Below are 13,289 nucleotides of genomic sequence, written 5' to 3'. Positions count from 1 at the left end.
GTAGGTCATCGTCAAGATTAAATTCCGAAACCCCAATTGCGAAAGCAGTTGGGGTTTTGTTTTGCCCGCAGGAAAGTTCGTACGACATTCTCGGACGCCTTGCGGCTGTCCTCGCCTGCCGACAATGCTAAGGTTCAGCCCTAGCTTTTGTACTTTCCAAGGAAGCCTTCATGCCGGACACAGTGCGATTGGCGGCCATTTGCCGCTGGGGTGTCGGTATCTCATGAGAGGCCCTCCAGGGCGCCCCTGAAGAGCTGGACTACCTTGTGAGGTTTGTTGGGTTGAGTCGCTTGGAGGCTGGTTACGACGCTCTCTCGGCCTTGTCAGTGCCGGATGTATCGCGATGGTTTTGCAGTCAACGATGATGCCGCCAAGCTGCTAGGGGCGTGGCAACAAAAAATCGATAAGCTGCCGTTGAGACTGTCTCGAAAGATGAGGGTGGAGCTGTCTAGAAAAGATGGTGACATTATCCCTGGCAGCAAAAGCCCCTTGGTAATCCCCCATGACCAGATCATCGCGCAGAGTGTGGGCTCAAGCCTTCTTCCTCATAAGCGAGTTTGAGGGAAAGCTGGAAAAAGGGGACTGATTCATTTTCTGCGAAGTGAGCGCTAACGATGGGCGGCCAGACAGCAAAACAGTCACGCCGTCCGATCACATGTTGGGGAAATAATTCACCGCAAGAAACAGCAGGGTCGCCATGCCGGCGGCAAACCCACACACCGCACCCAGCAACTGACGTGCAACCGGATGTTCCGGTTGACGGCGATTGGCAATCCACAACCATACCCCCGCCAGAACGCTCGCGCTTGTGATGAACACCACCAGACTGCGATCCAGGTTGGGTGTCGCCATCGTCGTACCAATGACCCCATCGTAAATCAGCGTGAACACAATGCCGGTTACCACGCTACTTCCGGCGCCTGCAAGGTTGCCAAGAAACAAGTTCCACTTACCCCGTTGCTTGACCACCCACAACCAGGTCCCGGCCATCACCAGCAAGCACAACAAAGCATCCATTGGTTTATTCCCGAGTGCGCGATAACAGAGGCGGGCGATAGGCGTCCGGCGAGAGTGGACGGCAAGATAGCAAAATAGTAGCTTCGCGCCACTTTCTTCATCTGCGTAACGGACTACACATGCCTAGCGTTTCTTCTGTCTCGCGCCTGCTCGGCGCTGTCCTTCTCTCGATCGGAATGACCCCGGCACTTGCCGCCGAAACCCCGGAGGTCGCCTGGAAGGGATACCTCTCCGATTGTGGGCGTTTTCAGCAGGTGGTGAACAACGTTCAAAACGGGACAATTACTGCCAGGGAGGCGATGTTGCACGTCGATAGCTTGATACCACCTGTTTTCATCCATCGCAGGCACCTCACCCAAGCAAACCTTGCCTCTCCCGATTATGCCCGTTGCGAAAACGTCATTGCCCAAGCGACCGAGATCTCGAACAACGAACATAACGTCCAGGACAAAGAGATTCTGCAGCAAGCCTTAAAGGCTGAGGCCGAACATTTGGAGTCCCCGGAATACAAGCGCGCCCGCGCTCTGGGCTTTAGTGACGTCGGCAAACTCGGCAAACTCCACGAGATCGCCGAGGATCCGGAAACGGATGGCGAAGCGTTACTGAAGACATTGATGATCACGGTCGACTGGGGTTGCGGCCGACATTTTCGTGCCGTGCGATACGACAAACCCTATGTGATCTACACCGCCCATCCCGATGAGGGCAGCTGCGCAATCTATAGAGAGGTCGCGGTGCTGGGCGGAGCAATGGTGGAGAGGGGTGATACCATCGATCGGGACGCGATTTTTCAATACGTGGGATGGAAGAAACTGGAAGGGGCAGGTGGGTTCCCCGTCGACATTCAAGTGGTAAAAGTGCGGAAGTAATCCGAGGGGCTGTTTCTTCAGATCGCGCGTCTGATTACAGAATGTCCTTCAAATAACCCTTGAGCGCGAGGAGCGGCTGATCCAGCTGCTCCAGCGACTGCGCGTGACTGAAGTCGGTCGACAACTTGTGCAGTTCCCGCCCCAACGGTTTCTCAACGCCACCCAGCGCATCCATCGCCAATTCCAGGCACTCGTTCATCTTGAACTGGATGGTTTCGACATCCCCACGTCGCACCAGCAACTCGAATACGTCTTTCTGATAATCACCCATGACCATGTCATCCCGCAGAATCGGGCTCAGGCCTTCTTCCTCGTAAGCGAGCTTGAGGGAGAACAGGGCGACGGTTTCCAGTGACGTTTCCATGCAGTGAATCCTTTGAGATGTCCTGTCGGTGAAACAGAGGAAGATCAAAAGATCGCAGCCTTCGGCAGCTCTTACTACGGCAGCTACTTTCCGGCAGGCGAAAAAAAAGGCCTTGCTAAGCAAGACCTTTCTTAATTTTGGTGCCCCGAGGGAGACTCGAACTCCCACTCCTTTCGAAAACGGATTTTGAATCCGCCGCGTCTACCAATTCCGCCATCAGGGCTCAATGGCGGCGAAGTATAGAGAGGTACCTACCGTTGGTCAATCACGTTTCATGGTCAATTTTCGATATTTCCGCTAGACTTTCCGGCCCTGCTAGACGAACTCCATCATGCGCGTTGCTGACTTTACCTTCGAGCTTCCTGATTCGCTGATCGCCCGCCACCCTTTGGCCGAGCGTCGCGGTAGTCGCCTGTTGACCCTGGATGGGGTCAGCGGCGCCCTGGCACACCGTCAATTCACTGATCTGCTTGAGCATCTGCGCCCGGGCGATTTGATGGTGTTCAACAATACCCGGGTGATTCCGGCACGGCTGTTCGGTCAGAAGGCGTCTGGCGGCAAGCTGGAAATCCTCATCGAGCGAGTGCTCGACACGCACCGCGTGCTGGCCCATGTGCGCTCCAGCAAGTCGCCGAAACCGGGTTCGAAGATCCTCATCGACGGTGGAGGCGAGGCCGAGATGCTGGCTCGCCACGATGCCCTGTTCGAGTTGGGTTTCGCCGAAGAAGTGCTGCCGCTCCTCGACCGCGTCGGGCACATGCCGCTGCCGCCTTATATCGACCGCCCGGACGAAGGCTCGGATCGCGAGCGTTATCAGACCGTGTACGCCGAGAAGCTCGGCGCGGTGGCAGCGCCGACCGCCGGGCTGCACTTCGACCAGACGCTGATGGAAGCGATCGCCGCCAAGGGCGTCGAGACCACGTTCGTTACGTTGCATGTCGGTGCGGGTACGTTCCAGCCGGTGCGTGTCGAAAAGCTCGAAGATCACCACATGCACAGCGAATGGCTGGAAGTCGGCCAGGACGTGGTCGATGCAGTCGCTGCCTGCCGTGCGCGTGGCGGTCGGGTGATTGCCGTGGGCACCACCAGCGTGCGTTCGCTGGAGAGCGCCGCTCGCGATGGCGTGCTCAAGCCGTTCAGTGGCGACACCGATATCTTTATCTTCCCGGGCCGGCCGTTCCATGTGGTCGACGCCCTGGTCACCAATTTCCATTTGCCTGAGTCCACGTTGTTGATGCTGGTCTCGGCGTTCGCCGGTTATCCCGAGACCATGGCTGCCTACAAGGCCGCCGTCGAAAACGAATACCGCTTTTTCAGCTACGGTGATGCGATGTTCATCACTCGTAACCCCGCACCTACTGCCCCTAAAGAAACAGGCCCCGAGGAAACAGAATGAGTCGCCAATGCCGCATGTCCTTCGAGCTCCTGGCCACCGACGGCAAGGCTCGTCGTGGTCGCCTGACCTTCCCCCGTGGCACCGTCGAGACCCCGGCCTTCATGCCTGTGGGCACCTACGGCACGGTCAAAGGCATGTTGCCGCGTGACATCGTGGCCACTGGTGCAGAAATCATTCTGGGTAACACCTTCCACCTGTGGCTGCGTCCTGGCACTGAAGTGATCAAGGAGCACGGCGACCTGCACGATTTCATGCAGTGGAAAGGTCCGATCCTCACCGACTCCGGCGGCTTCCAGGTCTTCAGCCTTGGCGCCATGCGCAAGATCAAGGAGGAGGGCGTGACCTTCGCCTCCCCGGTCGACGGCTCGAAAGTGTTCATGGGGCCGGAAGAATCGATGCAGGTCCAGCGTGATCTGGGCTCGGACATCGTGATGATCTTCGACGAATGCACCCCGTACCCGGCCGATGAAGACGTAGCCCGTGTTTCCATGGAGCTGTCGTTGCGCTGGGCTCAGCGCTCGAAGAATGCCCATGGCGACAACACAGCGGCGCTGTTCGGCATCGTTCAGGGCGGCATGCACCAGGACCTGCGCATGCGTTCTCTGGAAGGACTGGACAAGATCGGCTTCGACGGTCTGGCCATCGGCGGCCTGTCGGTGGGCGAGCCCAAGCACGAAATGATCAAGGTGCTGGATTATCTGCCGGGCATGATGCCGGCTGACAAACCTCGTTACCTTATGGGCGTTGGCAAACCGGAAGATCTGGTTGAGGGTGTGCGCCGCGGTGTGGACATGTTCGATTGCGTGATGCCAACCCGTAATGCCCGCAATGGGCATCTGTTCATTGATACAGGCGTGCTGAAGATCCGTAACGCGTTCCATCGCCATGATGATTCGCCGCTGGATCCGACCTGCGATTGCTATACCTGCCAGAACTTCTCGCGCGCTTATCTGCATCATCTGGACAAGTGCGGCGAAATGCTCGGCAGCATGCTCAATACCATCCACAATTTGCGCCATTATCAGGTGCTGATGGCTGGTTTGCGCGAGGCTATTCAACAGGGTACATTGGCCGCCTTTGTCGATGCCTTCTACGCCAAACGCGGGCTTCCCGTTCCGCCTTTGGACTGAGTTTTCTGACCCCAAGATTCAACATTTGCAACTGGAGTGCTAAATGAGCTTTTTTATCTCTAATGCCATGGCTGACGCGGCTGCACCGGCAGCAGCCGGCCCAATGGGCGGCGGCTTCGAGTGGATTTTCCTGGTCGGCTTCCTGGTCATCTTCTACCTGATGATCTGGCGTCCACAGGCCAAGCGCGCCAAAGAGCAGAAGAACCTGCTGAGCAGCCTGGCGAAGGGTGACGAAGTGGTTACCACCGGCGGCATCGCCGGCAAGATCACCAAAGTGGCCGACGACTTCGTGGTTCTGGAGGTTTCCGACACCGTGGAAATGAAGTTCCAGAAGGGCGCCATCGCCGCCACGCTGCCAAAAGGCACGCTGAAAGCGATCTAAGGTTCCAACTTCTACTCAATCGACGGGGCGCGCAAGGCGCCCCGCGTTCATAACGGGCGGCGTGATGCTGAACAAATATCCTCTGTGGAAATACATTCTGATCCTGGCGGTGCTGGCGATCGGTCTGATTTATTCCGCTCCGAATCTATACCCCGATGACCCGGCCATTCAGATCAGCGGTGCCAGCACGGCCCTGCAGGTCAACCAGGCCGATCTGGATCGCGTGAGCACCGCGCTCAAGGAGTCCGGGATCAACGTCAAGGCCTCGAGCCTGGCTGCGAACGGCAAGGGCGGTCTGATCCGTCTGACCAAGGCTGAAGACCAGCTGCCGGCCAAGGACGTTGTCCGCAAGGCATTGGGTGATGACTACGTCGTCGCGCTGAACCTGGCACAGACCACCCCGCAATGGCTGCGCAGCGTAGCCGCGCACCCGATGAAGCTGGGTCTGGACTTGTCCGGTGGTGTGCACTTCCTGCTGGAAGTGGACATGGAAAAAGCCCTTGATGCACGCCTGAAAGTCTATGAAGGCGACGTCAAGAGCCTGTTGCGCAAAGAAAAACTGCGCTATCGCAGCCTGCCGCAACTGGGCGGTGCCATTCAGTTGGGCTTCAGCGATGAAGATTCCCGCGAACAGGCCCGCGTGCTGATCCGCAAGAATTTCAACGATTTCGACATTGTTCCGGCCGACCTCAACGGTCAACCGGTGCTGCGTCTGGCGATGACCCCGGCCAAACTGGCGGAAATCCGTGAATACTCCATCAAGCAGAACTTGACCACGGTACGTAACCGCGTCAACGAGCTGGGTGTTGCCGAACCGATCGTTCAGCGTCAGGGTGCCAACCGTATCGTGGTTGAGCTGCCGGGTGTACAGGACACTGCCGAAGCCAAGCGTATCCTCGGCAAGACGGCCAACCTCGAGTTCCGTCTGGCCGCCGAGCCGGGTGCTTCGAAAGCCACTTCCGAGACTTTCGAGTTCCGCGAAGGCAAGCGTCCTCCTGCACAGATCGAGCGGGGCCTGATCATCACCGGTGACCAGGTAACTGACGCCAAGGCCGGTTTCGGCGAGCACGGCACCCCTGAAGTGAACATCCGTCTGGATGGCCACGGTGGCGAACTGATGAGCCGCGCGACCCGCAGCAACGTTGGTCGCAGCATGGCGGTGATCTTCATCGAACAGCGCCCGGTGACCACCTACGTCAAGCAGATGGTCGACGGCGTCGAGAAAGACGTTGCCGTACAGACGTTCAAGGAAGAGAAGAAGATCATCAGCCTGGCGACCATTCAGTCGCCGCTGGGTGCGCAATTCCGTATCACCGGCCTGAACGGCCAGGGCGAATCGTCCGAACTGGCGCTGCTGCTGCGTGCCGGTGGTCTGGCCGCTCCGATGTACTTTGCTGAAGAACGCACCATCGGCCCTAGCCTGGGTGCGGACAACATCACCAAGGGTATCGATGCATCGCTGTGGGGCATGCTGTTCGTCTCGCTGTTCATCATCGCCATCTACCGCTTCTTCGGCCTGATCGCGACCGTCGCGCTGTCGGTGAACATGGTGCTGCTGCTGGCACTGATGTCGCTGCTGGGTGCCACGCTGACCCTGCCGGGTATCGCCGGTATCGTGTTGACCATGGGTATGGCGGTCGACGCCAACGTGCTGATCTTCTCGCGGATCCGTGAAGAGATCGCCGCCGGCATGACCGTGCAGCGTGCAATCAACGAAGGCTTCGGTCGGGCATTCACTGCGATTCTCGACGCCAACCTGACCACATTGCTGGTCGGCGGCATTCTCTTCGCCATGGGCACCGGCCCGGTGAAGGGCTTCGCAGTAACCATGTCCCTCGGGGTTCTGACTTCGATGTTCACGGCCATCATGGTCACCCGCGCGATGGTCAACCTGATCTTCGGCGGTCGTGACTTCAAGAAGTTGTGGATTTAAGGGGCTGCCATGTTACGTACAATCAACTTCATGGGCGTCCGCAACTTCGCGTTCGGCGTCACAGTGTTCCTGACCTTGCTGGCTGTTTTCAGCGTATTCCACAAGGGCATGAACTGGGGTCTGGACTTCACCGGCGGTACGCTCATCGAGCTGACCTACGAGCGTCCGGCCGATGTCACCAAGGTGCGTGATCAACTGACCACCGCCGGCTATCACGAAGCCATCGTGCAGAACTTCGGTGCGACCACCGATCTGCTGGTGCGTATGCCGGGTGAAGATCCACAGTTGGGTCATCAGGTAGCGCAAGCGCTGCAGAAAGTCGGTGGCGACAACCCGGCAACGGTCAAGCGCGTCGAATTCGTCGGCCCGCAGGTCGGTGAAGAGCTGCGTGACCAGGGCGGCCTCGGCATGCTGCTGGCGCTCGGCGGCATCCTGATCTACCTGGCTTTTCGCTTTCAGTGGAAATTCGCGGTCGGCGCCATCGTTTCGCTGATTCACGACGTGATCGTGACTGTCGGTATCCTGTCGTTCTTCCAGATCACCTTCGACCTGACGGTGCTGGCGGCGGTACTGGCGATCATCGGCTACTCGCTGAACGACACCATCGTCGTATTCGACCGGGTGCGTGAGAACTTCCGCGTACTGCGCAAGGCTTCGCTGATCGAGAACATCAACATCTCGACCACCCAGACCCTGCTGCGGACGATCGCGACTTCGGTTTCCACCTTGCTGGCCATCGCGGCGCTGCTGTTCTTCGGCGGTGACAACCTGTACGGCTTCTCCCTGGCGCTGCTGGTGGGTGTTCTGGCGGGTACCTACTCGTCGATCTACATCGCGAACGTGGTGCTGATCTGGCTGAACCTGTCCACGGAAGACCTGATTCCTCCGGCCAACACCGAGAAGGAAGTCGACGACCGTCCTTGAGGCTCTGCTTCCAGAGCATTCTCCCGGCGGTACAAGACAAAAAAGACGCGAGTTGAACTCGCGTCTTTTTTTTTGCTCCAAGGCTGGGAGAAGCGCGGGCGTGTCCCGCATGTGATGGTCAGGAGGTTCATGTGAACAAGTCGTTACTGGTTGGTGCGGTATTGGGTGCTGTCGGTGTGACTGCCGGGGGTGCTGTTGCCACCTACAGCCTGGTTAAAAGCGGCCCTGAGTATGCGCAAGTGCTGGCCGTAGAACCGGTCAAAACACAAATCAAGACTCCACGTGAAGTGTGCAAGGATGTCGCTGTGACCCGGCAGGCGCCGGTCAAGGATCAACACCAGATTCTCGGTACCGCCATCGGTGCCGTGGCAGGTGGTTTGCTGGGTAACCAGATCGGCGGCGGCACCGGCAAGAAGATTGCCACGGTGGCTGGTGCGGTCGGTGGCGGTTATGCCGGCAACAAGGTGCAGGAAGGCATGCAGAATCGCGATACCTACACCACCACCCAGACTCGCTGTAATACGGTGAATGACATCAGCGACAAGGTTGTAGGCTATGACGTCCGCTACTCGCTGGACGGCAAGGAAGGCAAAGTGCGGATGGATCGTGATCCGGGCAACCAGATTCCGGTCGACAAGGAAGGCAAGCTGATCCTGTCTCAGGCGCAGCCGGGGCAGTGATCTGCTGAATGCTGAAAAGGAAGCACCCTTCGGGGTGCTTTTTTATGCCCGTGATTCGGGAAGCGGCAGCCCGTAATCAAATTACAGGCATAAAAAAAGCACCCCGAAGGGTGCTTTTTTGGGGTTCGCGAAACGCTTAGCGCTTCAGCGAAGCCGGCAGGTGCGGCTGGATCGCCGTCAGAACTGCCTTGAAGCATTTGGTGTTGCCGGCAACGACGTGGCCTTTTTCGAGGAAGTCGTGACCACCGGTGAAGTCGCTCACCAGGCCGCCTGCTTCCTGAATCAGCAGGGCGCCAGCAGCCATGTCCCACTCGGACAGGCCCGACTCCCAGAAGGCGTCGAAACGACCGGCGGCCACGTAGGCCAGGTCCAGGCTTGCCGAACCGGCGCGGCGGATGCCGGCAGTCTGGCCAACCAGGGCGCGGAACATGCCCAGGTAGTTGTCGAGGTTGTCCATCTGGTCGTCACGGAACGGGAAACCGGTGCCGAGCAGAGCGCCGTCCAGGCTGGTACGACCGCTGACACGCAGGCGACGACCGTTCAGTTGAGCGCCGCGACCACGGCTGGCGGTGAATTCTTCCTGACGAACCGGGTCCAGAACAACGGCGTGTTCCAGGCGACCACGGTATTTGCAGGCGATGCTGACAGCAAAGTGAGGAATGCCGCGCAGGAAGTTGGTGGTGCCGTCCAGTGGGTCGATGATCCACAGGTATTCTTCGCCTTCAATACCGCTACCGGCGTGCATGCCGGTCTCTTCACCCATGATCGAGTGATTCGGGTAAGCCTTGCGCAGAGCATCGATGATTTTCTGTTCGGCGGCGCGATCGACCTCGGATACATAATCCTTGGCGTCTTTTTCGTCGACCTTGATGGTATCCAGGCGCTCGATGGAGCGGAAGATCAGTTCACTGGCGCTGCGGGCGGCGCGCAGCGCGATATTCAGCATGGGCTGCATGGATGTGTCACCTAAGGTTGTTAAAGAAAGCCGCGCATTCTATCAGAACTTTTCTTCAGGTGAAGGTCGCTGTTCGCTTTCATAGCTTAACGGTAGGCTGTTCTGTAAGATTTGCACCCCTTTGCCGAGTCCGAGAGCGCCCGCCGTGCTGCAAAATATTCGTGTCGTCCTGGTCAATACCAGCCATCCGGGAAACATCGGCGGGACCGCGCGCGCCATGAAAAACATGGGCCTGTCGCGATTGGTGCTGGTCGATCCGCGAGTCTTCCCGCACCACGAAGCCGATGCTCGCGCCTCCGGTGCCGGTGACATCCTTGAAAACGCGCAAGTCGTCGCCACTTTGGAAGACGCCCTGGTCGGCTGCAATCTGGTGCTCGGCACCAGTGCCCGTGACCGGCGCATCCCCTGGCCACTGCTGGATCCGCGCGAATGCGGGACCAAAGTAGTCGAGGAAGCCGGGCAGGGCGCGGAAATTGCGCTGGTGTTCGGTCGTGAAGATTCCGGCCTGACCAATGACGAGCTGCAGCGATGTCACTATCACGTGCACATCCCCTCAGATCCTGAATTCAGCTCGCTGAACCTCGGGGCGGCGGTGCAGGTGTTGAGTTATGAAGTGCGCATGGCCTGGCTGGCCGCACAAGGGCAGCCGACCAAGATCGAGAAGGAAGAAGTGGCCTCCGTGAAAAGCGCCGAGCTGGCGACCATGGATGAGCTGGAGCGATTCTATGAGCACCTGGAACAGACCCTGGTGGCCATCGAATTCCTCGATCCGGAAAAACCGCGGCACTTGATGGCGCGCCTGCGCCGGTTGTACGGACGCAGCTCGGTCAGTCGGGCGGAAATGAATATTTTGCGTGGCATCCTCACGGAAACCCAGAAAGCGGCCCGTGGCGAGCTCCTTAAACGGAAGGATTAATGATGTTCGAGCGTTTGCGTGAAGATATCCAGAGCGTATTCCACCGAGACCCGGCGGCGCGTAACGCTTTTGAAGTCCTGACCTGCTACCCCGGCATGCATGCAATCTGGATTCATCGGCTGGCCGGCATGCTCTGGCGCAACGATCTGAAATGGCTGGCGCGGCTGGTATCGAACTTCGGTCGCTGGTTGACCGGTATCGAGATTCATCCGGGCGCCAAGGTCGGTCGTCGCTTCTTCATCGACCATGGCATGGGCATCGTCATTGGCGAAACCGCTGAGATCGGCGATGACGTCACCATCTATCAGGGTGTGACCCTTGGCGGCACCAGCTGGAACAAGGGCAAGCGTCACCCGACGCTGGGTGATGGCGTAGTAGTGGGGGCGGGTGCGAAGGTGCTCGGTCCGTTCACGGTCGGCGCCGGTGCCAAGGTCGGCTCCAATGCCGTAGTGACCAAGGAAGTGCCGCCAGGTGCCACGGTGGTGGGCATCCCAGGCCGGATCATCGTCAAGTCCGATGATGAAGTCGACGCCAAGCGCAAAGCCATGGCCGAGAAGATCGGTTTCGATGCCTACGGCGTCAGCGAAGACATGCCTGACCCGGTGGCGCGTGCCATCGGTCAGTTGCTCGATCACCTGCAGGCGGTGGACGGGCGTCTGGAAGGGATGTGCGGTGCGCTGAAGGATCTGGGCAGTAATTACTGTGCGAAAGATCTGCCCGAGCTGCGTGAAGAAGACTTCGCCTGCGTCAAGGGCAAGGACGAATCGAAGCTCCACTGACGCACTTGCAGGGCTGCTGCCGACTGGTGTGCCATTAGGCCGCAGACCCTGCTATCATTCGCGCGCTCTTTTGCGGGTAAACCCGACTAAAGCACTAGGTCTTATAGTTGACTTAAATGCTCGGGAATTGCATACTCCCGTCCATTCCGAACTCCGTGGTAATTGTCCATGCGACTGACTACAAAAGGCCGATACGCCGTGACCGCCATGCTTGATCTGGCGTTGCACGCGCAACACGGGCCGGTGTCCCTGGCCGATATCTCCGAGCGCCAAGGCATCTCCCTGTCCTATCTCGAACAGCTGTTCGCAAAGCTGCGCCGCAGTAACCTGGTTTCCAGTGTTCGCGGTCCGGGCGGTGGCTACCAGTTGTCCCGCGACATGCAGGGCATCCAGGTCGCTCAGGTGATCGATGCGGTGAACGAATCGGTCGATGCAACAAAATGCCAGGGCCAGGGCGACTGTCACTCCGGTGACACCTGCCTGACCCATCACCTGTGGTGCGACCTGAGCCTGCAGATTCACGAATTTCTCAGCGGTATCAGCTTGGCCGACCTCGTAACTCGCCGTGAGGTGCAGGAAGTGGCCCAGCGTCAGGATCAGCGTCGTTGCAATGGCAAGGCGCCGCGCCTGGACAAGATTGAAGCGTCCGCCGTCGAATGACAGCCAGAGAGCTAGCGGCACGCCAGCCAGCCTGATTTAGGAGATAGTCCATGAAATTGCCGATTTACCTTGATTACTCTGCGACCACCCCGGTCGATCCGCGCGTTGCGCAAAAAATGAGTGAATGCCTGCTGGTCGACGGAAACTTCGGTAACCCGGCGTCCCGTTCCCACGTGTTCGGCTGGAAGGCCGAAGAGTCCGTCGAAAACGCTCGTCGTCAGGTGGCCGATCTGGTTAATGCCGACCCGCGTGAAATCGTCTGGACCTCCGGTGCCACCGAGTCCGACAACCTGGCAATCAAGGGTGCGGCACATTTCTACGCCTCCAAGGGCAAACACCTGATCACCTCCAAGATCGAGCACAAGGCTGTCCTCGACACCATGCGCCAGCTGGAGCGTGAAGGTTTTGAAGTGACCTACCTCGATCCAACCGAAGACGGTTTGATCACGCCGGCCATGATCGAAGCCGCGTTGCGCGAAGACACCATCCTGGTGTCGGTGATGCACGTGAACAACGAAATCGGCACCGTCAACGACATCGCTGCCATCGGCGAACTGCTTCGTTCCAAAGGCATCCTGTTCCATGTCGACGCCGCTCAGTCCACCGGCAAGGTCGAGATCGACCTGCAGAAGCTGAAAGTCGACATGATGTCGTTCTCTGCTCACAAAACCTACGGCCCTAAAGGCATCGGCGCGCTGTACGTCAGCCGCAAGCCGCGTGTGCGCATCGAAGCGACCATGCACGGTGGCGGTCACGAACGTGGCATGCGTTCCGGCACCCTGGCGACCCACCAGATCGTCGGCATGGGCGAAGCGTTCCGTGTGGCCAAGGAAGACATGGCTGCCGAAAACGTTCGTATCAAAGCGTTGAGCGACCGTTTCTACAAGCAGGTCGAGCATCTGGAAGAGCTGTACGTCAACGGCAGCCTGACCGCCCGCGTTCCGCACAACCTGAACCTGAGCTTCAACTACGTTGAAGGCGAGTCGCTGATCATGGCGCTCAAGGATCTGGCGGTGTCGTCCGGTTCGGCCTGCACCTCGGCGTCGCTTGAGCCTTCGTACGTACTGCGCGCCCTGGGCCGCAACGACGAGCTGGCACACAGCTCGATCCGTTTCACCTTCGGCCGCTTCACCACCGAAGAAGAAATCGACTACGCCGCGCAGAAAGTCTGCGAGGCCGTTACCAAGCTGCGCGCTCTGTCGCCGCTGTGGGACATGTACAAAGACGGCGTCGATATCTCGAAGATCGAGTGGGCGGCACACTAAATATAGAAGCCGCCGGATA

Annotated in this window: 14 protein-coding genes and 1 tRNA gene; 11 read left to right on the top strand and 4 right to left on the bottom strand. The window is 58.8% G+C overall.

The genetic code is table 11. The features are described 5' to 3' along the window. Window positions 1-651: 651 nt before the first annotated feature. Window positions 652-1,017 (bottom strand): hypothetical protein, encoded by a 366-nt coding sequence (locus tag AC07VV_RS22800; RefSeq protein WP_495037545.1) that lies wholly within the window; start codon window positions 1,015-1,017, stop codon window positions 652-654. Window positions 1,018-1,136: 119 nt separating this feature from the next. Between AC07VV_RS22800 and AC07VV_RS22795 the strand changes: the two genes are divergently transcribed. After that, a complete protein-coding gene (locus AC07VV_RS22795) occupies window positions 1,137-1,886 on the top strand; it encodes a hypothetical protein (RefSeq protein ID WP_495037544.1) in 750 nt (249 codons plus the stop codon). A gap of 34 nt (window positions 1,887-1,920) precedes the next feature. Here AC07VV_RS22795 and AC07VV_RS22790 read toward each other — a convergent pair whose 3' ends face one another. Continuing rightward, window positions 1,921-2,250, bottom strand: coding sequence for a hypothetical protein (locus tag AC07VV_RS22790; protein WP_493072483.1), 330 nt, complete (start codon window positions 2,248-2,250; stop codon window positions 1,921-1,923). A gap of 138 nt (window positions 2,251-2,388) precedes the next feature. Continuing rightward, a tRNA-Leu gene (locus tag AC07VV_RS22785) sits at window positions 2,389-2,473 on the bottom strand. Between the two features lie 108 nt (window positions 2,474-2,581). Between AC07VV_RS22785 and queA the strand changes: the two genes are divergently transcribed. The 6 genes from queA to AC07VV_RS22755 all read left to right on the top strand — a co-directional run bounded on the left by queA (window position 2,582) and on the right by AC07VV_RS22755 (window position 8,695). Then, window positions 2,582-3,646, top strand: coding sequence for a tRNA preQ1(34) S-adenosylmethionine ribosyltransferase-isomerase QueA (gene queA, locus AC07VV_RS22780; protein WP_495037543.1), 1,065 nt, complete (start codon window positions 2,582-2,584; stop codon window positions 3,644-3,646). A gap of 14 nt (window positions 3,647-3,660) precedes the next feature. Further along, window positions 3,661-4,776 carry a tRNA guanosine(34) transglycosylase Tgt gene (gene tgt, locus AC07VV_RS22775; protein ID WP_161794909.1) on the top strand — a complete coding sequence of 372 codons (1,116 nt, stop codon included), beginning with the start codon at window positions 3,661-3,663 and terminating at the stop codon, window positions 4,774-4,776. 43 nt (window positions 4,777-4,819) lie between these two features. Further along, a complete protein-coding gene (yajC, locus tag AC07VV_RS22770) occupies window positions 4,820-5,158 on the top strand; it encodes a preprotein translocase subunit YajC (protein ID WP_003227923.1) in 339 nt (112 codons plus the stop codon). A 64-nt stretch (window positions 5,159-5,222) separates the two neighbouring features. Further along, a complete protein-coding gene (gene secD, locus AC07VV_RS22765; protein ID WP_495037542.1) occupies window positions 5,223-7,091 on the top strand; it encodes a protein translocase subunit SecD in 1,869 nt (622 codons plus the stop codon). Between the two features lie 9 nt (window positions 7,092-7,100). Beyond that, the gene (gene secF, locus AC07VV_RS22760) at window positions 7,101-8,015 is read left to right on the top strand and encodes a protein translocase subunit SecF (protein ID WP_249490501.1); all 915 of its coding nucleotides are present in this window, start codon (window positions 7,101-7,103) and stop codon (window positions 8,013-8,015) included. A 131-nt stretch (window positions 8,016-8,146) separates the two neighbouring features. After that, entirely contained in the window at window positions 8,147-8,695 is a 549-nt protein-coding gene (locus AC07VV_RS22755; RefSeq protein ID WP_085709392.1) for a glycine zipper 2TM domain-containing protein, read from the top strand. Between the two features lie 136 nt (window positions 8,696-8,831). Here AC07VV_RS22755 and suhB read toward each other — a convergent pair whose 3' ends face one another. Beyond that, the gene (gene suhB / locus AC07VV_RS22750; protein WP_085709393.1) at window positions 8,832-9,650 is read right to left on the bottom strand and encodes a type III secretion system regulator SuhB; all 819 of its coding nucleotides are present in this window, start codon (window positions 9,648-9,650) and stop codon (window positions 8,832-8,834) included. A 145-nt stretch (window positions 9,651-9,795) separates the two neighbouring features. On the opposite strand from suhB, the gene trmJ reads away from it, so the two are divergent. From trmJ to AC07VV_RS22730, 4 genes are all read left to right on the top strand, one after another. Further along, entirely contained in the window at window positions 9,796-10,566 is a 771-nt protein-coding gene (trmJ, locus tag AC07VV_RS22745) for a tRNA (cytosine(32)/uridine(32)-2'-O)-methyltransferase TrmJ (RefSeq protein WP_007956692.1), read from the top strand. Window positions 10,567-10,568: 2 nt separating this feature from the next. Then, window positions 10,569-11,345: a serine O-acetyltransferase gene (cysE, locus tag AC07VV_RS22740; RefSeq protein WP_085699842.1), complete on the top strand. Its 777-nt coding sequence runs from the start codon at window positions 10,569-10,571 to the stop codon at window positions 11,343-11,345. Between the two features lie 168 nt (window positions 11,346-11,513). Next, window positions 11,514-12,005, top strand: coding sequence for a Fe-S cluster assembly transcriptional regulator IscR (gene iscR, locus AC07VV_RS22735; protein ID WP_007956690.1), 492 nt, complete (start codon window positions 11,514-11,516; stop codon window positions 12,003-12,005). Window positions 12,006-12,055: 50 nt separating this feature from the next. Next, window positions 12,056-13,270 carry an IscS subfamily cysteine desulfurase gene (locus AC07VV_RS22730; RefSeq protein WP_007956689.1) on the top strand — a complete coding sequence of 405 codons (1,215 nt, stop codon included), beginning with the start codon at window positions 12,056-12,058 and terminating at the stop codon, window positions 13,268-13,270. Window positions 13,271-13,289 lie beyond the last annotated feature (19 nt).

It is taken from the genome of Pseudomonas sp. GW821-FHT02C04, assembly GCF_059421845.1.
This window is presented reverse-complemented; position numbering and strand designations above follow the sequence as displayed.